At 42.1% G+C, this 24,729-nt stretch carries 24 protein-coding genes; 22 read left to right on the forward strand and 2 right to left on the reverse strand.

Translation table 11 applies throughout. The features are described from left to right. The first annotated feature begins 7 nt into the window (after positions 1-7). The 17 genes from ABXS75_07210 to ABXS75_07290 all read left to right on the forward strand — a co-directional run bounded on the left by ABXS75_07210 (position 8) and on the right by ABXS75_07290 (position 16,370). Positions 8-1,162: a hypothetical protein gene (locus ABXS75_07210; protein ID XCP86575.1), complete on the forward strand. Its 1,155-nt coding sequence runs from the start codon at positions 8-10 to the stop codon at positions 1,160-1,162. Positions 1,163-1,201: 39 nt separating this feature from the next. Beyond that, positions 1,202-2,638, forward strand: coding sequence for a hypothetical protein (locus ABXS75_07215; protein ID XCP86576.1), 1,437 nt, complete (start codon positions 1,202-1,204; stop codon positions 2,636-2,638). A 20-nt stretch (positions 2,639-2,658) separates the two neighbouring features. Continuing rightward, on the forward strand, positions 2,659-3,948 hold the full coding sequence (locus ABXS75_07220; protein ID XCP86577.1) for an oligosaccharide flippase family protein: 1,290 nt from the start codon (positions 2,659-2,661) through the stop codon (positions 3,946-3,948). After that, complete coding sequence (locus ABXS75_07225; protein XCP86578.1) at positions 3,945-5,051, forward strand: hypothetical protein; 1,107 nt, start codon at positions 3,945-3,947, stop codon at positions 5,049-5,051. Before ABXS75_07220 ends, ABXS75_07225 begins: the two co-directional genes overlap by 4 nt. A 29-nt stretch (positions 5,052-5,080) precedes the next feature. Then, positions 5,081-7,018, forward strand: coding sequence for a heparinase II/III family protein (locus tag ABXS75_07230; GenBank protein ID XCP86579.1), 1,938 nt, complete (start codon positions 5,081-5,083; stop codon positions 7,016-7,018). A gap of 77 nt (positions 7,019-7,095) precedes the next feature. Next, positions 7,096-8,217, forward strand: coding sequence for a UDP-N-acetylglucosamine 2-epimerase (non-hydrolyzing) (wecB, locus tag ABXS75_07235; GenBank protein XCP86580.1), 1,122 nt, complete (start codon positions 7,096-7,098; stop codon positions 8,215-8,217). A 55-nt stretch (positions 8,218-8,272) separates the two neighbouring features. After that, positions 8,273-8,956: an AbiH family protein gene (locus ABXS75_07240; GenBank protein XCP86581.1), complete on the forward strand. Its 684-nt coding sequence runs from the start codon at positions 8,273-8,275 to the stop codon at positions 8,954-8,956. A 32-nt stretch (positions 8,957-8,988) separates the two neighbouring features. Then, complete coding sequence (locus ABXS75_07245; GenBank protein ID XCP87104.1) at positions 8,989-9,255, forward strand: AbiH family protein; 267 nt, start codon at positions 8,989-8,991, stop codon at positions 9,253-9,255. Between the two features lie 116 nt (positions 9,256-9,371). After that, the gene (locus tag ABXS75_07250) at positions 9,372-10,520 is read left to right on the forward strand and encodes an ATP-binding protein (protein ID XCP86582.1); all 1,149 of its coding nucleotides are present in this window, start codon (positions 9,372-9,374) and stop codon (positions 10,518-10,520) included. Positions 10,521-11,109: 589 nt separating this feature from the next. Then, the gene (locus ABXS75_07255; protein ID XCP86583.1) at positions 11,110-11,766 is read left to right on the forward strand and encodes a hypothetical protein; all 657 of its coding nucleotides are present in this window, start codon (positions 11,110-11,112) and stop codon (positions 11,764-11,766) included. 62 nt (positions 11,767-11,828) lie between these two features. Continuing rightward, positions 11,829-12,362 (forward strand): VanZ family protein, encoded by a 534-nt coding sequence (locus ABXS75_07260; GenBank protein XCP86584.1) that lies wholly within the window; start codon positions 11,829-11,831, stop codon positions 12,360-12,362. 248 nt (positions 12,363-12,610) lie between these two features. Further along, positions 12,611-12,769, forward strand: a complete 159-nt coding sequence (locus ABXS75_07265) for a hypothetical protein (GenBank protein XCP86585.1) — start codon at positions 12,611-12,613, stop codon at positions 12,767-12,769. Between the two features lie 40 nt (positions 12,770-12,809). Beyond that, positions 12,810-13,388 carry a transposase gene (locus ABXS75_07270; GenBank protein XCP86586.1) on the forward strand — a complete coding sequence of 193 codons (579 nt, stop codon included), beginning with the start codon at positions 12,810-12,812 and terminating at the stop codon, positions 13,386-13,388. A 104-nt stretch (positions 13,389-13,492) separates the two neighbouring features. Further along, complete coding sequence (locus tag ABXS75_07275) at positions 13,493-13,696, forward strand: hypothetical protein (protein ID XCP86587.1); 204 nt, start codon at positions 13,493-13,495, stop codon at positions 13,694-13,696. A gap of 131 nt (positions 13,697-13,827) precedes the next feature. Then, complete coding sequence (locus tag ABXS75_07280; protein ID XCP86588.1) at positions 13,828-15,564, forward strand: AAA family ATPase; 1,737 nt, start codon at positions 13,828-13,830, stop codon at positions 15,562-15,564. 339 nt (positions 15,565-15,903) lie between these two features. Further along, the gene (locus ABXS75_07285) at positions 15,904-16,206 is read left to right on the forward strand and encodes a type II toxin-antitoxin system RelB/DinJ family antitoxin (protein XCP86589.1); all 303 of its coding nucleotides are present in this window, start codon (positions 15,904-15,906) and stop codon (positions 16,204-16,206) included. After that, complete coding sequence (locus ABXS75_07290; GenBank protein XCP86590.1) at positions 16,206-16,370, forward strand: hypothetical protein; 165 nt, start codon at positions 16,206-16,208, stop codon at positions 16,368-16,370. The genes ABXS75_07285 and ABXS75_07290 overlap by 1 nt, the downstream gene beginning before the upstream one ends. A 112-nt stretch (positions 16,371-16,482) precedes the next feature. Here ABXS75_07290 and ABXS75_07295 read toward each other — a convergent pair whose 3' ends face one another. Then, positions 16,483-16,836 carry a hypothetical protein gene (locus ABXS75_07295; protein XCP86591.1) on the reverse strand — a complete coding sequence of 118 codons (354 nt, stop codon included), beginning with the start codon at positions 16,834-16,836 and terminating at the stop codon, positions 16,483-16,485. 84 nt (positions 16,837-16,920) lie between these two features. Between ABXS75_07295 and ABXS75_07300 the strand changes: the two genes are divergently transcribed. The 4 genes from ABXS75_07300 to ABXS75_07315 all read left to right on the forward strand — a co-directional run bounded on the left by ABXS75_07300 (position 16,921) and on the right by ABXS75_07315 (position 21,853). Continuing rightward, the gene (locus ABXS75_07300) at positions 16,921-18,135 is read left to right on the forward strand and encodes an ATP-grasp domain-containing protein (GenBank protein ID XCP86592.1); all 1,215 of its coding nucleotides are present in this window, start codon (positions 16,921-16,923) and stop codon (positions 18,133-18,135) included. 110 nt (positions 18,136-18,245) lie between these two features. Beyond that, the gene (locus ABXS75_07305; GenBank protein ID XCP86593.1) at positions 18,246-18,947 is read left to right on the forward strand and encodes an amino acid racemase; all 702 of its coding nucleotides are present in this window, start codon (positions 18,246-18,248) and stop codon (positions 18,945-18,947) included. Between the two features lie 13 nt (positions 18,948-18,960). Next, entirely contained in the window at positions 18,961-20,505 is a 1,545-nt protein-coding gene (locus tag ABXS75_07310; GenBank protein ID XCP86594.1) for a UDP-N-acetylmuramoyl-L-alanyl-D-glutamate--2,6-diaminopimelate ligase, read from the forward strand. Between the two features lie 118 nt (positions 20,506-20,623). Then, positions 20,624-21,853, forward strand: a complete 1,230-nt coding sequence (locus tag ABXS75_07315; protein ID XCP86595.1) for a HipA domain-containing protein — start codon at positions 20,624-20,626, stop codon at positions 21,851-21,853. 119 nt (positions 21,854-21,972) lie between these two features. Here the strand turns inward: ABXS75_07315 and ABXS75_07320 are convergent, their stop codons facing one another. Next, on the reverse strand, positions 21,973-22,953 hold the full coding sequence (locus ABXS75_07320; protein ID XCP86596.1) for an arginase: 981 nt from the start codon (positions 22,951-22,953) through the stop codon (positions 21,973-21,975). Between the two features lie 238 nt (positions 22,954-23,191). On the opposite strand from ABXS75_07320, the gene ABXS75_07325 reads away from it, so the two are divergent. Continuing rightward, positions 23,192-24,724: a UDP-N-acetylmuramoyl-L-alanyl-D-glutamate--2,6-diaminopimelate ligase gene (locus tag ABXS75_07325; protein XCP86597.1), complete on the forward strand. Its 1,533-nt coding sequence runs from the start codon at positions 23,192-23,194 to the stop codon at positions 24,722-24,724. The last annotated feature ends 5 nt before the right edge of the window (positions 24,725-24,729 follow it).

Here is a 24,729-nt window from a genome sequence, read left to right on the forward strand (position 1 = left end):
ATTGAAAATGGTAAACAATAATCGTGTCCTTGTGATTAAGCTTTCCCCAGTCAGGGGATTAAACTCATCTATGATGAGGGCTTTAGCGGCAGTGAAGGGACTTGTGGAGAAAGGGTTCAAAGTAGATCTGCTTACGCTTCAGGCAAGCGCATCGCATGTTTTGAGTGAAAAAGAATATGACTTTATGGACAGGGTGAATGTTATTTATGCTAATCCGAACAGAACATATAGTTCTCTTGTAGCCTATTCCAACAATAGTCTAAAGCAAAAAATTGTGAATTTTCTTCGCAAGCTGTATCATACTTTTTCAGTGTTTGACTATTCAACGTCAATTGCTAAGAAAATAAAGATTGATATTCTGCCACAGCGTGAGTATGAATATGTGCTTGCAGTATCAGATCCGAAAACGACACATATTGCAGCACAAAAACTAATCAAACAGGGACTAAAATGTAATAAGCTTATAGAGTACTGGGGTGATCCACTGTATGGAGATATAACACTTAAATCAATCTATCCGGCGTTTGTATATAAAAACATAGAGAAAAGATTTCTTGGCATAGCGGATAAGATAGTATATACTTCCCCGTTTACCTTAAGAGAAGAGCAGAGGCTATATCCGAAGCTAAGAGAAAAGATGATTTTTACTCCTACAGCTTATTTGGAAGAGAGAATCCTTCCCGCAAGAAGTGGAAAATATACAGTGGGGTATTATGGTGCATATCCATCCAATATCAGAAACATAGTTCCTTTATATGATGCGGGTAAGAATATGAAAGAATTGATAGATTTAAAGATTGTAGGCAACTCTGACCTATCATTGAAGAATACGAATAATATTGAAGTTTATCCTCGAGGTGACATTAGTGATTTCGAAGATATAACTGATCTTTTCGTGTGCATTTTAAACAAAAATGGTACGCAAATACCTGGAAAGCTATATCACTATGCGGCATATAATAGACCCATTCTAGTGATTGAGGATGGCGACCACACCGATGAAATGCATGATTTCATTTGTTCATTTAATCGTTATTATACGTGCAAAAATAATTCAGAAGATATAGTAACCTGTATAAAACAAATTATGGGGTCAGATGAGCAGTGGATGCCATTTACCGAAATGAATTCATTGCACGTTATTAGTACTATATTGGAATAATTAAATTATATATATTATTCTGGTTCTGTGAGGGAGAAAATGGAAGTAACGAAGGTTCCACCTAGAGCATTACTGCTAGCTTCATTGTGTTTTATAGTTTCAATTTATATAGGGGTCAGTCAAGTTCCAAATAGCGGTTTGTCGTTGCTATTTTTACTTCCCCTAGTTTTTGCAGTCACAATATTATTCTTCTATCAGGAGTATTCTTATTGTAGGAACAGTTTTGGATTAATTATATTATACGGTTCTGCATTTGTTAGATATATTGTATCTCCTGTACTGATTGTCGTTAGTCAATCTACTGTTTCAACAATCCATGCAAATGATAGCGACTATTTTTATGCAGTGATTGTTGAAGTATTTGAATTACTAATTACGATGATTGTTATAAAATTTGTCTGGCCAAAGCATCTTAGAAAAAAAGAACAAGCTATAATTAATAATCAGTACGACCCCGACTCTATTACTTTTCATCTATCATGGTCTGGTTTTGGGTTTGTAGTTTTGTTGATAGGTCTTGTGGTCATGAGAGGGCATATTGATAATATTTTTTCACATCTCTCCACATGGTTTTATAGAGTTGACAATCATGAAAGTGTGTATGGATACGATATGATGGCGTTTAATATCGTAAAAACGGCGCTGTTTTTAGTTTTAATCTCAGGAATGAAATATCTTTATGACAGGACTTCTCAAAAGAGTATTCCAGTTATTATCGCGCTTGCATTAGGTATTATGAATACAATGCTCTTTGAGTATAGAGAACGTACTGATTTAGCTGTTTTAGTGATTGCGACTTTTTTTGTGTTAAGCTATGCTTTTCCGAAAAGTAAAAAGATGCTTGGAGTTATTTTTGGGGTAGGAGGAGTAGTATTGGTGGCCTTTGTATTTATGGAGGGCACACTGCGCTACGAGGCAGGCTCTTCTTTTTCATCAGTAAATATTTCTGATTATTCTAAGATGGCAGAGCTTTATACTACAGGTCCATCAATTATAGCTAATGCGCATATGAATTATGATGTAATGCGTGAATCTATGTCGTTTATGACTTTTGCAAAGGATGTAGTGAAGAGTTTTGACCCTTTTTCAACACTCCCATTTTTAAGATTTATATTAAATTCTGTTTCCAGTAATCTCAGTTCTGTTGAACTGTATGTTTCTTCAATTCGCGGGCTGGCTTATATAATTCCAAACCATAGTCTCGCTGCTTTATATGTCGGGGATGTATTATGTTGGATTCTTGAACCGGTATTTGTTATTTTAAATGTCAAATTGCTGGGGTGGTTTGAACGAAAAATATATTCAATTAGCGATTTGGCGCAGGTTTACGCAATAATAAGTATTGTGACCATGGTCGCTATGGGAGTTTTTTGTAATAATTTCCAATTGATGCTACATAGTTTCAGTAGTTTGCCTTTATGGCTACTTATGTTCTCATATGTGAATAATATTGGTAACAGGGTTAGACTTTTATAAAAGAATGAAGAGTGGGAAAAATGAATAATATAATGAAGATGCTTTTTAAACTATTGACCAGACTGAAGGAAAAAGGCTTCTTTCATATTTTTGGATCAAGCACTATTAATAAAATAATTGGGTTTGCTAGTACATGGGTTATTGTACGCATTGTAAGCAAGCCAGAGTATGGAGTATATTCTTATGCGCATAATCTCTATTCCTTCTTCCTGATTCTTAGTGGAATGGGGATAATGTCTGCATTTTTGCAACTGGGTAGTGAAACAACGAATGATTCAGAAAAAGAGCGTCTGTATCGCTTTAGTTTGAGGTTTGGTTTAGTCGTCAATATTTTTCTTGCGGTACTTATTATTATTGTTGGTTTGTTTATTCCTATACATTTCGAAGGTGCAGGCAATTTATTTGCACTAATGGCTGGGTTGCCCATCGTAGTCTTGGTAAATGAATTACAACTTACATATTTACGTATTAACACAAGAAATGTAGAGTATTCAACAATAAATACGCTTAACAGTATATTGATATTCATACTGTCTTGTGCTTTGGCTTATTTATTGAAATCACCTGGCTTGGTTCTGGCAGCCTATACTGCACACATTGTTTCTATAGTTATAACGTCAAAAAAGTTTGGTGTGGGAATTAATTTTTCTAATTGTTCGCTTCCACACGAAACAAGAAAAAATCTATTTTCAATTGCTTCAATTTCTATGGTCAATAATGGGCTGAGCAAATTGATGTATCTTTTGGATATTTTTGTTCTAGGCTATTTTGTAATAGATAGTGAGGTAATTGCTTCATATAAGATTGCCACCAATATTCCAACTGCTCTTCAGTTTATTCCACAAGCGGTAATGGTATTTTTGTATCCTTATTTTGCAAGAAACAAGGATAATAAAGAATGGCTTCTCAAAAATTACAGGCATATAATGCTTTTCTGGGGATTGTTTAATCTTGCAGTATCAGTTTTCATGGTAGCTTTTGCCAAACCAATAATTGTGTTGTTTTTTGGAAAACAGTATCTTGATGCTTTAGTGCCTTTCAGAATTCTTAGCTGTAGCTACTTTTTTTCGGCAACTTTTCGATCAATAGCTGGGAATCTATTAATAACACAAAGAAAGCTGAAATTTAATTTATTAGTTTCGATATTTGCTAGTGCAATGAACACTATACTTAACGTATTTATGATTCGCGCATGGGAGTCGATTGGAGCGGCTTTAGCAACACTTATTACGGTAATCGTGTCAGGATTTATTAGCACATCGTATTTAATTTATGTTTTTAGAACGAAAGAAAAGAAGGAGCAAATATGAAGGCTTTAGTACTTGGAAATATTAATTCCAAATGGGTAAAAGAATATATTGAATATGTACTTCTTCCTCTCGGTCATAGCATTACTGTGTTGGGAAATGTACAAAACTGTAAGTATAAAGATTTTTATCTTGGAAATAGCATAACGATAAATAAAGAGGTCAAAGCAAGGGGGATAATAGGGCGAATTCCGTTTTTGCGGGTGATAAGCAGTTCTTCTCGTATTGTAAATAGAAATCATTGGGATACGTACGATGTCATTATAAATATGTTTGTAAACTATAGAGATTTACGGATATGTAAAAAAATTAGGTCTTCAAACAGCAAGATTATATTGTATTATACCGGAAGTGATCTGTTAAGAAAAAATAAGTTACAGCTATGGATTAATCGCGCGCTTATTCCTGATCCAGATTATATAGTTGTTGGCAGTAGCACACTTGCTGAGGCTATGAAGAATAAGTATCCGCTTGATACAGAATTCGAGATTATTAGATTTGGCATATCTGCATTTGAAAGTTTAGACAATTACAAGAATGATAAACATCCTGCATTATCAAATAATTGCTTTTGCATTGGATATAGTGGAGTCCGGGAGCATAATCACATTGATGTTATTAACATTTTTGATAAAATACCAAGTGACTTAAAAAAAGAGATAAAGTTAGTTGTACCAATGACGTACGCAGCAACTCAAGAATATATTGAGGAGGTTAAATTGAAGCTTGATAGAACAGGCATAAAATATAATCTTCCGACACATTTCATGGATAATGATGCCATGGCTGAAATGTGGAGTGGTATTAATTTTTTCATAAATGCTCAAACAACAGATAGCTTATCCGCAAGTGTACTTGAGGCATTATATGCTGGTGCGGTTCTTGTTAATGCTGCGTGGCTTGATTATCCGGAGTATAAGGAATTTGGCATTAAATATCTTAGATTTAATAGCTATGAAGAACTTTTTGATATTTTAATTCAGGTATTAACTCAGAAGACAGACTACAGCAGTTATATCGCCTCTGCAAATCTAAAAAAATGTATGAGTTGGCAATCGGCAAAGGAGAATTGGTCGGGGCTGTTCTCTCGATTTGATAACGCATAAAGAAGAAGTGTGAAAGATTGAGTCTCATAATGACATTAAAAAAAACAATAGATAAAGTATATACGCATGCATCGATTAAAATGAAGTATGTTATAGGAAAGTTGCAGTATAAGTACATTCCTAAGCATGCAGAGAATAAGTCTAACCGTGTGGGCAAATCCATATCTCCTAATTATAAACTTAATGTTTATTTGCAGAGAAGTTTGGAAGAGATAGATGATTTAATCAAATCAAATAAAGAGCTTAAAACATTTATTTTAGAAGAAGGAGAGCGTTCCTTTAGCAATGAATGGATCATACTGAACTCTCGTCAGAAGGGGATGTATGATTTAAATAGTGGGCACTACCGGTGGACTGAAGATATTTTTACAAATTACGTATATCAAAGTTGCTTTTATATGGATGCGAGGCATCAGGTCACTGATAAAGGAACAGATATTAAAATCCCTTGGGAAATATCAAGAATGCAGTCCTTGTTCTCACTTGCACTCGGATATAGAGCATCAAAAGATGAAAAATACGTTAGAAAGATAATAGATATTGTTCGGGATTTTCACGAATGCTGCCCTGTTGGAGACGGGGTAAATTGGAATGTGTCAATGGAAGTGGGAATTAGAATTTCAAATATTATCCTCGCATGCGAATTAATTCAGGATTCCGCATTATTTGATGAGAACTTCAAACGTTTACTTGTTATAATTATTTATGAGCATATGAATCATATCCGTCGAAATTTAGAGAATGAAAAAGACGGTGGGAATCATTTGCTGGCAGATATTCTAGGTTTAGCGGGTACGAGTGCGGCAATGCCGTTCTTGCCAGGAGCAATTGAGTGCTCAGCGTATGCGCAAAAGATGATCTCTCAGGAACTGATGAGGCAGGTCTTACCAGATGGGGCTCATTTTGAAGGATCTGTGTCGTACCACCGCTTAGTTGGCGAAATCCTCTCTTTTTCTGTTATTGCGCAGAGTAAATTAGGTTATTCTTTAACGAATAATGAAAAAAATAGGCTTCATAAAATGGGCCAGTTCTCCTTTGACCTAAGAATGCCAAATGGTCTTGTCCCCCAGCTGGGAGATAATGATAGTGGAAGAGTGTTTCAACTTTCAACTGAAAATACGCGAGATCATGACTCGTTTATCAACCTTGTATCAATAGTAACAGATGAAAAAATAGTTTATCCAAATAGGCAGGATGGCTATTATGTTTTTGCTCCAGTAAATACAAAGGTAGATAATACTGTCTTTTCTCGCCCGGGCGGGGATATATGCGAATACCCTTACTTCAAATGTATTCGTGTTCAAAATGACAATGTCTTTTTGACTTTTTCTGGAATGACTCCAGAGTCATTTAACAAAGCTGGGCATGCACATAATGACTTGTTGTCTTTTTGCTTTGCTGTTGGGGGCGAAGAGTTTATTGTTGATCCAGGTTCAGGCGAGTACACAGGTAATTTGGACATTAGACATGCACTACGGTCGGTCAATAATCATTCTACAGTTTCAATTGACAACCTGGAACAACGCCGTGTACCTACAGATCTCGCTCAGGCATTCCAATGGAATTCTACGGCGCGATGCTCAATTGCATCTATAAAAGAACAAAACGCAATAAAGCTTAATGGTAAATGTTCATATTTTTTGACGTTCGGTAATGCTACTCATGAAAGGACTATTGATATCTATCAGAATAATAAAATATGTATCTATGACCTAGTGAGCGATATGAGTGCTGTATGTTCGCTGTCCTTGCCTATCTTTCCAGGACGTATAATTGAAAAAGTTCAAGATACAGTTATTATTTATGGACAAGAATATACCCTGCAAATTCGAGGTTCATGGCAGTTTTCAATAATGGAATCTCTCTATGCGGTGCAGTATAAGAAAATTGTGCCAAATCGTATTGTTCATGGTATTAGTAATACGAAAGACAACTGGATACAAATAGATATCGTAACCCAAAAGTAGTCTGCAGATGTAAGCAACTATATACGATTATTCTGTTTGAAAATACTATTTCCATAATCTTAGGAGGTAACATGATAATGAAAACAGTAATGCTGGTCTTTGGCACAAGACCCGAAGCGATAAAAATGTGCCCTGTGGTTAATGAATTGAAAACTCGTCCATCTATCAAAACGGTGGTCTGCGTCACAGGCCAGCACAGACAGATGCTTGATCAAGTTCTGACTGCGTTTAATGTGGTGCCGGATTATGATCTTTCCATTATGAAGGGCAAGCAGACACTTTTTGATATCACGACTAACATCTTAAACCGTATCAAAGCGGTTCTGGAAGAAGTGAGGCCAGATGTTGTTCTGGTGCATGGTGACACGAGTACAACGTTTGTAACGGCACTGGCGTGTTTTTATTTGCAGATTCCAGTGGGCCATGTGGAGGCGGGACTGCGCACTTATAATATCTACTCTCCATACCCGGAGGAATTTAACCGTCAGGCTGTGTCTAGTATCAGCCAGTATAATTTCGCACCGACAGCTCTGTCGAGGGATAATCTTTTGAAAGAAGGAAAGAAGCCGGAAACTATCTATGTAACCGGCAATACAGCAATCGATGCACTGAAGACCACAGTGAGAGATGACTACAAGAATGAGCATCTGGATTGGGTGGCGGACAGCAGATTGATTATGATCACAGCACACAGAAGAGAAAATCTAGGCGAGCCGATGCATCATATGTTCCGGGCGATCCGTCGTGTGATGGATGAGCATCCCGATGTGAAAGCGATTTATCCCATTCATATGAATCCGGTTGTGAGGGCGGCGGCGGATGAGGAACTGAAGGGCAGCGACAGGATTCGAATCATTGAACCACTGGATGTGCTGGACTTCCATAACTTTTTATCGCGCAGCTACCTTATTCTCACAGATTCTGGCGGTATTCAGGAAGAAGCACCGAGCCTTGGAAAACCGGTATTGGTTATGCGTGATACGACGGAGAGACCGGAGGGGATTGCCGCTGGGACTCTGAAGCTGGTCGGTACGAGTGAAGATGTAATTTATAATACGTTTTCAGAGCTGCTCACAAATCAGGACAGCTATAATGTTATGGCTCATGCATCGAATCCTTACGGGGATGGCTTTACAAGCGAAAGGATTGCGGATATACTGGAAGGAAAAGAACCGAGGAGCATTTTACTATTACGATGAGGGTGCTAAACTAACCACATCTGATATTGTGTTTCAAATTAAAAAAGGAATCACTATGAACCCTATAAACCCAACAACTCTATTCCTAATCGTCAACGGTTTTGATACTGCACATAAGCTGTCGACTTCCTATGCCTGTTTCCGTGCTTTTGTGTGTGGGCAATATAACGTAGAGGAGAATTCCGCTTCTCTTGTTCCGCAATCCACTCAGTTACCAGACGGCGGTGAACGGTATGATCCAGACGAGGTCGCAACATACATTGTTCAGGTGATTGATATGGCGGTTGGCGGGAACTGGGGGGATTTGGAATCATGCTTGGGATTCCAGCTTTATGAGAGATTGCGATTCGACTTAAGGGTAATTAATTATGAAGGCAACGATAATGATATGTGGAATGATGCGGAAGTCAATGGTCAGCTTGCATCAGGATTGAGATACACTTTTGAGGAAATGAAGCACTTATTTTACAGGTGGGTCAAGGAGCGGCTTTCCGTAATCAATTATGAGGATGCGGCGGGAAATACGCACACGGAAGAGACAAGAAACGGAATCAAGAAACTTCTGACTGGACAGGATATGGAGAAAACGGCATTCCTATGCTTTAATTATACGTATACGCTGCAAAAATTATACGACGTTCAAGAAGATGGAATCTGCCAGATTCACGGAACTGTGGATGGAAGTGAGGAATCAATCCTTTTCGGTCATGGAGACGAATCTGATATAGAAAACAGTTAATTAATGAAGTGGGTTCTGAATACGAACTGGGTGTGCTGAAACGTTATCTACAGAAAGATACACAGCAGGCGATCATGGAACATGGTGATTTTTTTTGCAGGCCGGATCAGGTGAAAGCGGTCTATTCCTATGGCTTTTCGTTTTCTGATGCAGATATGGTCTATCTGGATGAGATAGAGAAACATAGCAATCCGGGGGATGTCACATGGTATCTGAACCGTTGGGATGTAGGAGAGAATCCCGGATTTAAGACCTTGCTGGAGGAGCGTGGCTATCAGGTTGAAATTGCGGAGTGGTAAAAGCAGGATTTATAAAGGCGTAGAATAGTGAAACGGTGTATAAACATTTTGGGTTTAATGATGTCGAGTTCGGAGTAACTCTGGAATGAGAACATTATTTATGGTGGTACAAGCGTATGGTAATTAATAATAAAACATTTAAACAATGGACGGCAGACGATCTTACAGCATTGATTAGTAACGATGATTTCAGAGAAAGCCAGACACTGGACTTTAAGCGTACATTCGAGTTCCTGGAAGCAGAAGATAGAAAGCAGAAAGCAAAGGCAAAAGACGAATTCCGAAACGATGTGTGTTCATTAGCTAACGCGGACGGTGGAGATTTGATATTTGGAATATCGGAGAGAAACGGTGTTGCAGCGAAAATTATGCCGATATCTATTGCGAATACGGACAAATTCGAATTGGATCTTCGTAATGCGTTGCTCCCCATCCAACCATCTGTGCCAGCTGTGGAGTTTAGTTTTATCTCAGTAGATAATGGCTATGTCGTGGTGGTTCATATTGAAAAAGGGATATTTAAACCATATATGACCGTAGAGGATGAGACTGTTTTCAGATTCTTTGTCCGCCACGGCAATCGTAAGAGTGCAATGAGTTATTCAGAGATCAGTAATGATTTTTTGTATGCGGCCTCGTTGTCCAGTGAGATAAAAAGATTCAGACTGGAGCGGTTGTCGGAAATCTTGGAGGATAACGAGGGTATGTTTGGTGTCATCCATGTTGTTCCGGCATCGTTCATGAATCCGGCTGACTTTGTCCCAATGTGCGATTGGGGTAAGACAGGGAAACTACCGCTTCCAATTGAATTGAATAATTACATAAGGGGCATGATGGTTCCTAATGTGGATGGCGTTTGGTTTCCATCGGATGATGGATTGAGGGATTTTGAGTTATTAAGGCTGTTTAATAATGGTAGTGTGGAATTGAAGATGGATTTGTGTACGCAGAAAGTGGGTCAAGAAGAGTGGTTGGTTAGCCACGAGTTCATCGGCGCTATCGGGGATATCGTTGAAGGTACCGCCGAAATCTATAAATCATTAGGCAGAAAATCCACAGTTTATATCTGTACTTCAATTATTGGATGCAAGGGATACCGGAATTATGGATACTCTGTAGGTATCCATAGTGTGTCACCTAAGATTGACCGAGATAGAATTTTGTGCAGTCCAATAGAGATAAAGGATATAACAGATGCAGAGAATGTGCAAGCCATGATTGAAGAATGTAAGAAGATGACCAGGTATGCGCTTGGGACGAAATGATGTTATGATATGGGCACATTCTGTTTGCGGATATTTACGATGGAAAACATGTTTAAGGATCAAAACCAAAATGTTTATACAGAAATTACTAAGGCGATTTATGGGAGGTAAGTGATGAAAGCAAAAGAGATTTATATTGCATTTTGCCAATTTCGGAATTCTGATGGAATAGATGGAAAAGCACCTGTGTAACTTGAACAAGAAGGTGTTAATAGTAGTGAGATTATAGATAATGGGACGGACGTAATCTCCCATACCATATATGAAGGAGATGACGGTGGGACAGTAGAGGAAATTATTACTTCCTATGATTACAGCAGAACTTTCGATGTTCGACCTGATTCTAATCATTTTGATATTACATTATATGATAAAGATGGGAATCGCATAGATAGCGTTCATTATATGCTGATGGATGCGACGTGATTGCCAACCACACCTGGAAAAGTCATCATGAATAGATTGCAGTGATGTGTGGGCAGCGTTGCATGCAAAGTATGTACAGGGTGAAAAATCTTTACATCCTATACAGGAGTGGCTGATAAAATGGTGTGGCAGAAAGAAATCTAAAACAAAGGGGGATGAAAACATGGACCAAATTGTACCGGCATTGGAAACGACATTGTTTGATCCATCACTGAGTGATGCCTGTGGTGACCTTATTGAGCTTGGCATTGATTCATTATTGGACGATGGCGTTGCAAAGAGTATTCCCATAGTTGGACTTTTAGTAGGGGTAGGGAAAACGGCCCAGAACATTCATGATAGAAATTTGTTAAAACAGACATTGCGGTTTATTGATGCATTCAACAAAAAGAAAATACCTCAAGAGAAAATCGAAAAGTATAAAAGGAAATTACAAGACAAACCTAAATATGCAGAAGAAGAGTTGGGCAGAGTTATTGTTCTTTTGAATTCTAATGTAGATATAAAAAGATCGGAGCTTTTAGGGAAGTTTTATAAAGCCTACGTTGCGGAGCAGATTACGTGGGAGGATTTCTGTGAATTATCAGATGTGATCAGTAGGATGTTTATTTCTGATTTGGAGCTTTTGTATAAGATAAATAGTGGAGAAGTAAGGAACACCACAACGTGCAAAGTATATAGGGTCGACCGCCTGATAGCGTTAGGACTGGTCGATTCCGCTGTAATGTCAATGCAAATTGGGAGTGCGGGTCAAAGCAAAACGGAACGTCATGTGATGGCAAATGAACTTGGAAAAATATTTTGTGAATTGTGTGTATAGTACTTTACTAACCACCTGGGTTTCACGTTCACAGTTAACAATATAGAAGGACGAACAAAGATGTGCATTTACAGATTTTATGGAACATAAAACAAGAAACATACATTTTTATAATCGCCATCTGGCTGATCATAGCTGTGCTCCTAAAAGGCAGCCGCCACAATAAACGCTACCTCATAGTTTCCTCTGTGATTTACACGCTGATCCTTCTTTACGTCACTTTATTAGGATGCACGGCGAGCACAGAATACAAGATGGAGCTTTCCTTCCTGTGGGAATACAGGCTGGCGTTAAATGGGCATACGGCTGGTGGGTGCAAATATTCGATAATATTATGCTTTTTTTCCAATGGGCTGGATATATGGCGGGACACGCAGAGGTGCGGTTCGTCACAGGGTGAGCGGTCACAGTGTGGAGTGTCACAGTGGCTCAAAGCTATCATTTTCGGATTGTGTGCATCAGCCCTCATAGAGTTCTGCCAGCTTGTTTTCAAGCTCGGTCTATTTGAGTTTGACGATATCTTAAACAACACGGTCGGGAGGGTCGTGGGGTATGGGCTGTATGTGAGATTTGGCAGGGCCAGGGAGATTGTGTGATTAATAAGTGAGCAGAATTAATTGGATAATAATCTGAATTGATGATAATGTATGGGTAGATTTCGATTTTGATCCACACAATCATATCACCCACAACACCTACAATAGAAAGAGGAGTTGAAAAACGCATAGTTATTGTATTTTAACTGAATATTGCTTTTCACCTTTTAAGTGAATGGAAAAAGACCACTATCTATGGTAAAATTTAGGTGTCGAATCAAAACTCAACCAAAGAAAGAGGTCTCTTTATGGATAGTTTACACACCATTCGCTTAGAAAGCAATACCCAGATTAAAATAAATTTCGATGGAGGAGATTTGTCCTCCGATGCAGGGCTTCTTCTCTTCAAGGAATTCCTGTTTAAACTGGGAGCTGTTAACTCATCAGACGTTTGTTTAAACCAATGATTCTGCATGGTTGCGCATCCATAAAGATGATGCCAATCTGATGCAGGTTATTTACCAGATTATCAGCGCCTATTTTGAAGATGACTGCGCTGATGAATTAACCAATGAACCTGTTATGATTGCCATTCTGGAGAAAGACGCGCTTTCATCACAGCCCACTCTGTCCCACTTTTTTAACCGTATGGATGGAGATACACTGGTGCTGCTCAATCTCATCATCAGGGAACTCCGAAAAATTGTCTACTCCATTAAGAAGCCGGAATTCATGCTCTTTGATATTGATTCCACTCTTCTCAACACCTATGGCAGGCAGGAAGGAGAAGGATTTAATTACCATTATCAGGCACATGGCTATCATCCGCTGCTCTGTTATGACGGCTTGACCGGAGACCTGCTGAAAGCACAGCTGCGGGATGGTACACAGTATTGCAGCAAGGATGCAGACCTGTTTATGAAATCGCTTTTGGAAGACTTTCCGGATATTCCATTATACCTGCGCGGTGGCAGTGGCTTTGCATCGCCTCAGCTATACGAAGTCCTTGAGGATAAAGGTTGCAAATATGCAATCAGACTCAAAGAAAACGCAAAGCTGCGGGAACTGGCAGAAACGGAAAACTAGGCACTATATCGTTCAACGAAACACAATCAGGTGGATTATGCCGTGGAATACGGTGAATTCATATATCAGGCAGGTTCATATAGTATTGTAAGGGAATGAATACGATGAATTTACTAGCATACAGTGCATACTACGAGCCAGAAGTAGCAGCAAGCCTCTATCTTTCAACGAATCTTTATGAAGACTTTGCCGCATCAGGGATGAAAGTAAGATTATTTGTCCCTTTACCAACACGTGGAGTAACGGATCAGATTAGTAACCAGTATAGAAATCAAACAGAGAAAAAAAGATGGAAACCTAATTATTAAAAGGTTAAACATCCCGAAAGAAAGTAAATCTACTGTAAAAAGAGCATAGATGCAAAAATACTTTACATAGTGAATGACCAGCCGTAAGATTCTTCATTGAATTTTACGGCTTTTTTGCATATAATAAATACATGGTGAAAGCAAAATATCCTTGGAAAGGGCGTGTGAATACATTGAAGAAACTTCCAATTGGCATTGACGGATTTGAAAAGATTAGAACTAATGATTTCTATTATATAGACAAAACGATGTTCATTGCTGATTTATTGCGCAATTGGGGAGAAGTGAATCTTTTTACCCGCCCCCGGCGTTTTGGTAAATCGTTGAATATGAGTATGCTGAAAGCATTTTTTGAAATAGGTGGAGATAGGTCGCTCTTTGACGGGTTGAAAATCTCGCAGGAAAAGAAATTGTGCGAGGAATATATGGGAAAGTACCCGGTCATTTCCATTTCGCTAAAAGGAATAAATGGATTCGATTTTGAATCTTGTAAAGCTCAGCTTCGAATGGTTGTAGGATGGGAGGCGGAGCGTTTCGGATTTTTATTAACGAGCGACCATTTGACAGAAAATGATAGAGAGAAGTATCGGGCGCTAACATCTTTTGGGGACGGAAGCTACAAAATGGAAGATGTAGTACTGGAAAATAGCCTGCAAATCCTGTCGCAGCTTCTTTTCAAGCACTACGGCACCAAGGTGATTCTTCTGATAGATGAGTATGATGTGCCGCTGGACAAGGCTTTCCAGGCCGGATACTACGATGAGATGGTGTTATTGCTCCGTAATCTATTCGGTAATGCATTGAAAACCAATGAATATTTGTATTTTGCAGTTTTGACGGGATGCCTGCGCATTTCCAAGGAGAGTATTTTCACAGGACTGAATAATCTGAAGGTGCATACGATCACGGACAGTAGGTATGATGAGTATTTTGGATTTACCGAGTCTGATGTGAGGGAAATGCTGGAATTCTATAGTTTGAAAGAATATGCAGACACGATGAAGGATTGGTACGATGGATTTCGTTTTGGAAATGTGTCTGTCTATTGTCCTTGGGATGTGATTAATTATTGTGATATGTTATTGGCTGATCCGGAAGCGGAACCGGAGAATTTCTGGTCGAATACCAGCGGGAATGGTATGGTGAGGAGGTTCATAGGGAGGGCTGACCAGCGGACCAGGAAAGAGATAGAATGCTTAATTGCAGGGGATGGTATTACAAAAGTAATTAATCAGGAACTGACCTATAATGAGTTGGACCGTACGATAGATCATCTCTGGAGTGTGCTGTTTACAACGGGGTATTTGACGCAGAAAGGGCGGAAAACTGGCAGGGAATATGAACTGGTTATTCCTAATAAGGAAATCCGGGAATTGTTTGTCAGCCAGATACAGGAATGGTTTCGGGACGAGACCAGGGCCGATACCGGGAAATTAGAGCGTTTTTGTATGGCTTTTCCTAAAGGTGAGGCGGCGGTAATTGAGGAAATGCTGAATGACTATTTATGGAAATCAATCAGTATCCGAGATACGGCTGTGCGGACAGAAAGGAAGGAAAGCTTTTATCATGGTTTGCTTCTTGGGCTTTTGCAATTCGAGAGTAATTGGGAAATTGAGTCCAATGCGGAGTCGGGAGAAGGGTATAGTGATATTTCTATCAGGACGCAGCATAGAACCGGAGTGGTGATTGAGGTCAAATATGCCGGTGATGGGAATCTGGAAAAGAGCTGTACGGAAGCGTTAGAGCAAATTGAGGCGAGGAAGTATGACGCCGCACTTCGAAGAGATGGCATGAAGGAGATTGTCAGATACGGAATTGCTTTTTATAAGAAGAATTGTAGAGTGACGTCTGAGGGGAAGGGATACTAGCGAAATGGTGCTGCAATCATTTAGATGGTTGCGGCATTTTTCAGCTTTTGAAAGCAATTCTTTCCGGAACTTGCCATCTTGTGGCTGTCAGGCTAGAGTAAAGATAAGAAAATCGTATACATAACTTAGTTGCCAAGCATACCTGAAAGAAGGTCCAGTGGCCCTTTTTTTGGTTGCCAAGCATACCTAAGCGAACGTCCGGTGGACGTTCGTCTTGGTAAAATGAAAAAAGTGTAGCTGTATTTTTACAGAGATAATCTATAATTCGATTGACTTTAACATTTGTGTTGCTATCTGCGTCACATTTGTATATAATATAGGTGGAAGGTGGTGCATATTATGGCAGTAAAAACAGCAAATGTTAATACAAGAATAGCATTAGATGTAAAGCAGCAGGCAGAACAGATTTTAGACAGACTTGGAATTCCGAGATCTGTTGCTATTGATATGTTTTATAGACAGATTATCGTTCATAACGGTATTCCGTTCTCAGTAACACTTCCTTCTGCAGTGCCAGTCCGTGATGAGATGACAACAGCTCAGTTTAATCAGATGATGGCAACTGGGTTAGAGCAGGCAAAAGCAGGAGATTCTTTTGATGCAGATGAAGTTTTTGATGAATTGGAGCGGAGGCTTGGTTAGTGAAAGAGTATAGCATTCAAATCACCAGACAGGCCAGAGCACATTTGCAAGGAATATCTGATTATATTGTACTTGAACTACAAGCGCCAGAAGCGGCAAGAAATACCATTTCCAGCATTAGAAAAGAGATTATGGGACTTGAGACAATGCCGGATCGTATTTAATTGACAGAGGAAGAACCTTGGAGAAGTGAAGAGGTTCGCCGTATGCGTGTAAAAAACTATTATGTTTATTTCTGGATTGATAAAGAAAGGGACATAGTTCAAATTCTGGCTGTCATTTATGTGGAGCGAGATCAGGAAGCGCAGTTGAAAAAGCTTGATATGGAATAAAACAGAAAATAGTGTGTTTGGAGAAAGAGTCGAGAAAGCGGCTCTTTTTCTTTACAGAAATGAAGGGGTGAGAAAGTAAAGGAATTTCTGAAAGTATTTCCTTTGTCTTTTGAGTGAAAGCAATTCTTTCCGGAACTTGCCATCTTGTGGCAGTCATGTTAAAGCAAAGATAAGAAAATCGTATACATAACTTAGTTGCAAACATACCTGAGTGAACGCCCGGTGGATGTTCATCTCGGTTGCCAAGCATACCTAAGTGAACGTCCAGTGGACGTTCATCTCGGTAGATTTTCTGCATTTCGCAGGAGTCCTTGACGCGGATTCCCGGCTGAGTTATAATGAAATGACATGTAAAAATCGGAAGGAGAGTGTATCTTTAATCATGCAGTTTAAAGACAGAGAATTCATTCCGGTACTTCTCGGCGGGGATATCAACACATACAGTGTTGCACGTGCATTTTACGAGCAGTACCAGGTAAAGACATATATTTTCGGTAAATATGCGACGGGGCCGAGCTACGGCAGCAAGATCACCACGTATCATCCGAATCCGAAGATTGATACGGACGAGTATTTCCTGCGGACGGTAAATACATTTGCCAGAAAGCATTCCCACAAGAAGATCGTTCTGGTTGGTTGCGGTGACAGTTATGTGGCGCTGATCAGTAAACATAAGAGTGAACTGGAGAAGAATATTATTGCGCCGTATATTGATTTTGACTTGATGAACAGCCTTCAGCAGAAGGAGACGTTCTATAAATTATGTGAGAAGCATGGGGTGGATTATCCGGGGACGCTGATCTATGACTCCTCTATGGGTATGGATATCGAAGTGAAGTTTCAGTTTCCTGTGATTCTGAAGCCGTCTGACAGTATTTCATACTGGGAGCACCCGTTTGCTACGCAGAATAAGGTGTATACGATTTCCGATATGGCGGAGCTTAAGAAGGTCATCAAGGAGATTTACGATGCGGGTTATACGGACAAGCTGGTCATTCAGGATATGATTCCAGGAAATGATGAGTACATGCGGGTACTGACTTCCTATTCTGACCGGAACGGTAAGGTGAAGATGATGTGTCTTGGACATGTCCTTCTGGAGGAGCATACCCCCCACGGTCTTGGAAATCATGCCGTTATCATTACAGAGCCGAATGAGGAGCTGATGATGCGGGTCAAGGGACTTTTGGAGGATCTGCATTATGTAGGCTTTTCGAATTTTGATATCAAGTATGATAAGAGGGATGGAAAATACAAGTTCTTTGAGATCAATACCCGTCAGGGGAGAAGTAATTACTATGTGACAGGCTCCGGCTTCAATGTAGCAAAATATATTGTGGAAGAGTATGTTTACGGCAAAGAGACGAAGCTGGAACTGGCAAAAGAGGAGCATCTCTGGATGGTGGTTCCGAAGGCTGTGGCGTTCAAATATATTAAGGAAGAGGAGAATCTGGCCAAGCTTCGGAAACTTCTGAAAGAGAAGAAGATGGTGAATCCGGTGTTTATGAAGGGGGATTTCAGACCGAGGCGCTTCCTTGCTATGACGAAGACGCATTTCAGCCATTTTGCAAAATTTAAGAAGTATTATCATAGTTAGTGTAATGTTTTTGAAACGATCGGGTCTTGTGCTGCATATGTGCCTGAACCATTTGGAAATGTTGCAGGAGCCAGTAGTATGAATATGTGAAGACAGCAGGGGAGATGGATATGGTGAAGAAATTAGGAGTAATCGGCGGTATGGGACCTGAGGCGACCAGCTTTTTCTATGCGAGAGTCATTGCGAGAACGAAGGCGGCGACTGATCAGGAGCATATAGATATGGTGATTCTAAGTCATGCGACGATGCCGGATCGTACAACGGCGATTCTGACAGGGGAGAAGGACGTATTTCTGAAAGCGGTGACCAAAGATGCGAAGGACCTGGAATACCTGGGAGTTTCTAATATTGCCATCCCCTGTAACACCTCACATTATTTTTTGAAGGAGATACAGGCGGCGACGAGCGTGCCTATCATCAATATGGTGGAAGAGAGCGTGCGCACGGTGATGGAGGAGCATCCGCGGGTGAAGAAGATCGGAATCATGGGAACGGACGGTACGCTTCGGGCCGAGACCTACCATCGTGCCTGCAGAGCCAGAGGAATCGAGCCCATCTCTCCGGGAGAAGCAGCGCAGAGGGACGTGATGTCCTTGATTTACGACGATATCAAAAGCGGCAAGACCGGAGACAGAAGAAAGTTCGACAGGGCCTATGAGAATCTGATGGCGCAAGGGTGTGATGCGGTGATTCTGGCGTGCACGGAGATTTCCGTATTTAAAGAGTATTACCAGGTTCCGGCAAATTGCATTGACGCCATGGACGTTTTGGTGGAGGAATCAATCCTGCGTTCCGGGGCGCAGCTTAGATAAGGAGACAAATGGAATGAAAAAATACACATTAAATGAATATGCAATGGTTCTGGAGAATCTGCGTATGATGAAGGAATTCTATTCTGCCGGAAAAGAAGAACTGACAGTAGAGTATTTGACCTATGACTCCAGAGAGGTGACGGAGGGGACTCTGTTTATCTGTAAGGGCGCGGCGTTTAAGGCCGAGTATCTGGACGATGCGATTGAGAAAGGGGCCACGGCATATGTCAGCGAGGTGAAATACGACACCAAAAAGGATGTTCCGTATTTTCTGGTGGACGATATCCGAAGGGCGATGCCGCCTCTGGCGGAGAAATTCAACAATGCGCCGTGGAAGGATCTGACGGTGATCGGAATCGGCGGGACGAAGGGCAAATCTACTTCGGCCTACTACATGAAAGCGATCGTGGACGATTATATGGAGGCTGTCGGGGGAAAAGAAAGTGCAGTGATTTCCTCTATTGATATTTACGATGGCGTGATTAAAAAAGAGTCCCATATCACGACCCCGGAAGCGGTGGAATTGCAGGAGCATTTGCGCCATGCGGTGGAGAGCGGGATTTCTTTTGTGGAGATGGAGGTCTCTTCCCAGGCGTTAAAATATAACAGAGTGGACAATATGCGGCTTGACGTGGGCGTATTTTTGAATATTTCCGAGGATCATATCAGCCCCATCGAGCATCCGGATTTTGAAGACTATTTTGCGTCGAAGCTGCGGATTTTTGCGAAGGCGGATACGGCTGTTGTGAATCTGGACGCAGATTTTTCCGAGCGGATCCTGGAAGCTGCAAAGGCCAGCAGCAGAGTGCTTACCATCAGCACCAAACGGCCGGAGGCGGACGTATATGCATACGACGTGCAAAAGGACGGACATGAGACGGTGTTCATGGTGCGTTATCGGCCATGTGGCGCTGAAGAGGAAGGATTTGACGAGGAATTTCGGCTGACGATGCCGGGGCTTTTTAACGTGGAGAATGCTCTGGCGGTGATCGCGGCTTCGGTTCTGGTGGGGATTCCCAGAGAATATATGCACAGCGGGCTTTACCGGGCGCGTTCCAGCGGAAGAATGGAGCTTTACGCCAGCAGGGATAAGAAGCTGATTGCGGTGGTGGATTATGCGCATAACAAGCTGAGTTTTGAGAAATTGTTCTCGTCTACCAAAGATGAGTACCCGGATTATGATATTGTCTCTATTTTCGGGTGTCCGGGCAAGAAGGCGTATATCCGCAGACGGGATTTGGGCACTGTGGCGGGCCAGTATGCAAAGAAGGTGTATTTGGCCGCGGAGGATCCGGGATATGAGCCGGTGGAAGAGATTTCCCAGGATATCGCCCAGTATGTGGAGGCACAGCATTGTCCTTATGTGATGATCGAGGACCGTGGAGAAGCGATCAAGGCCGCAATGGACGAGGCCGAGGGCAAGACGATCCTGCTCATCACCGGGAAGGGAAATGAGACGCGCCAGAAATATGGAAGCGAATATCTGGATTGTAAGTCCGATGTGGAATATGTGAAGGAATTTCTTGCGGAATATGACGCGGCACATGCTGAAGAGTAGTAAAACAGTATAGGTTATGTAAAACGTTTAGAGTGAAATTTGTGGATACAGTAAAAGCATTAAAACAGTAAGAGTTACGTGGGAAGTTAAGAGTAAAATTTGATGAGGTGAGGCCTAAATGCGTTGCACATTAATGCATAAGAACATCGCTGTGGCGGAGATTGAGATTGATGACGCCACGGGCTTTATACAAAGGATTCCCACCGTTTATGCGCCGGAGCATTTACCGGTAGGCGTTGCCATGAGGCGTGGCGCTGTGGATCGCGGTGCACTGAACGAATGGTGGACGGACCGCTCGATTCCGGCAAGTCGTTCGGGAATCCGGGAGGCGCTTGAGACGTTGGAGATTGCCACTACCAAAATGCTTCTGGTACGCTGCTATGGACTGAGCCTCTCGGATCAATACTGGATTTGTCCCCGGGACTTGAGCCTCACGTGGGATAAAGTGAATTTTTTCGAGAATGCTTTCTCGGAAGATGTGGGCGATGTGTTGTTTGGGGCGAATAAGAAGGCAAACGTTTTTGATTTCTGCTCCCCGGACAATACTTCGGACGGAAATCTGAAAAAGCGGTGGAAGATTATAGAGGGAAAGCGTTTCCTTGTAAAGGGAGGGTCCAATCCATTCCGCCAGCAGCCTTTTAATGAAGTGATCGCAACAGGTATTATGGAGCGCCTCGGTATTCCTCATGTGCCTTATACCATCGCGTGGAGCAAGGGCGCACCCTATTCGGTGTGTGAGGATTTTGTGACAAAGGATACGGAGCTTGTGCCGGTATGGCGAATCATTCAGACACAGAAAAAAAGTAACAGCACTTCGGCATATCAGCATGTTTTGAATTGCTGCGAGGCGCTGGGCATAAAAAATACGGTATCATTTTTTGACCGGATGATTGTGCTGGATTATATTATTGCCAACGAGGACAGGCATTTGAACAATTTTGGATTGCTTCGAAATGCCGAGACACTTGAGTGGCTGGGATTTGCACCGATTTATGACAGCGGTTCTTCCCTCGGCTATGACAAGGTGGCAGCGCAGATTCGCACGGAACAGGATGTGGTCTGCAAACCGTTTAAGAAACACCACAGCGAGCAGCTTAAGCTGGTATCTGACTTTGACTGGATTGATTTTGAATGTCTTGCAGATGTGGGAGAACTAATTACGGCGACGCTGTCTGAGGAGAATGCGAAGGAGTATATCGATGAAGCGCGTATTCGGGCAATCGTGCAGACGGTTGAAAAACGGATACGGAATCTTTCACAGCTTGCCGCAGTGCAGACGAAGGCAGATGCAAAGTCCACGAAAGATGATGTGGAGGAAAATGTGGCGGCGGCTTATTCTTTAAAATAAAGTTAATGAAGAAATGACAAAGCACCAGTTCAGATTGTTGGACTGGTGCTTTAATAATATACTCCTTATAATTGTTCCGTTTCTGCTCTTTTTTCATATAATAGGAGAAAGAGAATTTCTTAATTCCCGGCTGGCGCTGTCTTTCTGTCAGCATAAAAATCCTGAATTTTCTTCACCAGCTTCGACACAAAGGAAGCCGTCCGGTCCTCCTTATCGTGAATATGATTGAATTCCACGATATCGCATGCGATGATCGGAAGGGCAGGCAGCAGTACGTCAAACATCTTCTCCACCTCACTTACCGTAAATCCTCCGGCCACCGGGACGGAGACTCCGGGCATGATCTTCGGGTTCATGGAATCAATATCAAAACTCAAATGTACGGAAGATAAATGCTTCAGATAGGAAATACTCTCCGCAAGGCATACGTCAAGTCCCCTCCGGCAGATTGTATCATAGGTGTAATAGCGGATGCCGTTTGTGTCTAGTGTGATCTGTTCCGGCGGGTCGATATCCCGAAGTCCCAGCATCACAACATTTTCCGGCTTTAATTTGCGCGAGGAGTCAAGAAATCCGGTCAGGCGGTCCGTGCCAAGCCCCAGAAGAGCAGCTACCGGCATTCCGTGGATATTTCCGGTTACGGTCGTCTCGTCTGTATTAATGTCCGGGTGGGCGTCAATCCAGATCAGACCGGTGTCGTTGTTTGCTTCGCTGCCATGTATACTGGAGGGAACGTCTAGGGAATGTTGTTTCCGGTTGTCAAGCACACCTGAGAGTACGCCCGGAGTATGTTCCTTTCGGTTCCGGGTGTACACGGAAGTGGCGGAGACGGATCCCATAACGGAGCTGTGGTCCCCGGCGATGAAAAGCGGCGTATCCCCGCCGGAAAGTATGCGGTACGCATATTCAGCGATCTGCTCACAGGTAGCCGCCACACTGTTTAGATTTTTCAAATTTGGCAAATCTGCCTCTTCTTTTACAATTTCTGAAAGAATCGGGAATACCAGATTCGGATCGTGTTCCCCCAGATACTTAAGACTTTCTATCAGTCCCTTGTCACCTACCCCAAGGTGCATCGGACAGCCATACATGTATAACATAAAAACCTCCCAAAAATCAGTATATTTAGGCAATTACAAAGGAATTTTCTTTATGCCAGGCATACAGAAGTGGAAGATTAGTACATTGTCTCGTAATTAACTATATGTGTAGTTAATTCAAGAATGATGTACTAGGTAAATCTTCCACACGCTGAGCCAAGTATACCAAATTCGGGTCAGAAACACAAGGGGAAAGCATTTGACTTTTGACTTTGTTTTTGAACGCGGGAGGGTATCTATGCAGCTTAGACAGTTACTGCAAGACGTGGAGTATGCCATCATACAGGGTGCGAAGGAAGGAGAGCAGCTGGATGTGAGGCATGTGGTTTATGATTCAAGGCGCGTGGGGGAAGGGGATCTGTTTGTCTGTCTTACAGGCTGGAAAACGGACGGTCATGCATTTATAAAGGAGGCCTGGGAAAATGGAGCTGCAGCCTTTGTGGTGGAAAAACTGGTGCGCCATGGGGAGGCAATCGTTTTCCCGAAGGAGGCAGTTGTGATTCTGGTGAGGGATTCCCGTGAGGAGTTTGCGCATATCAGCGCGGCCTATTTTGGAAATCCGGCCAGGCAGCTTAAGGTGATCGGGGTGACGGGGACGAAAGGAAAGACCACCGTTACCTGGATGCTTCGCACGCTTTTGGAGAGGGCGGGACATAGAACGGGACTAATCGGCACTATCGAGACGATCATCGGGGAGGAAAGAATTCCTTCTGAAAATACCACGCCGGAGTCCTTTACCATTCAGAAGTATTTTGCTAAAATGGTAGAAGAGGGTTGTGAATATGCAGTGATGGAAGTCTCTTCCCAGGGGATCAAGCAGAAGCGGGTGGAAGGAATTCCGTTTCTGGCGGCGGTGTTCACGAATTTCGGGGAGGACCATATCGGCCCCGGCGAGCATGAGAATATGGAGGAATACCGCTATTATAAATCCTGCCTTTTTAGACAGTGCCGGATCGGAATCGGGAATCTGGATGATCTGCAGTGCAGTTATATGTTCCGCTATTCCACATGTGAGAAATATGGCTACACCTGTCAGAAGGATTATTTCTCGTATTTATATGACAGAAAAGAGAAGGTGCTTACGGCGGAACAGATTAGATTCCAGATGGAAAAGGGAAGGCCGGTGACCTGTTTTTTGCTGCGCGGGGAGAGGCTTGCGCTGGAGATGCCAGGGCTTTTTAACGTGTATAATGCACTGGCGGCGCTGGCGACGGTGCAGGCACTGGGAATAGAGATTCCGGAGATGGCAGATACGGTCCGGCAGATGAGCGTAAAGGGCCGGACAGAGCTTGTAACCACGGATAAAAACATTGCATGCTATATAGATTATGCACACAATGCCATGAGTCTTATGGTGGTTCTTGGGACGATTCGAGGCTATCAGCCGGGGAGGATCATTCTGGTATTCGGCTGTGGGGGCAATCGTGCGGTAAGTCGCAGAACCAAGATGGGAGAAGTGGCGGGGCGTCTGGCGGATCTGACGGTGATTACGTCGGATAATCCCCGGTATGAGGAGCCACTAAGCATCATGGAGGATATTCGAAAGGGGATTGCCGGGACAGGAGGAGAGTATGTTATGGTGGAAGACCGGAGGCGAGCTGTGGAATTTGCACTTGATACGGCCCGGCCGGGAGATGTGGTGCTGATCGCGGGAAAAGGTCACGAGACCTATCAGGAGATACGGGGAGTGAAATATCCTATGGACGACCGGGAATTGGTGCGGCTGGCGGTTCTGAAGCATCGGGGAAGAAAAGATATACAAAAGAATTAGGAAGG

The sequence above is a fragment of the Roseburia hominis genome, from assembly GCA_040702975.1.
In the GTDB taxonomy this organism is placed as follows: domain Bacteria; phylum Bacillota; class Clostridia; order Lachnospirales; family Lachnospiraceae; genus Allocoprococcus; species Allocoprococcus hominis_A.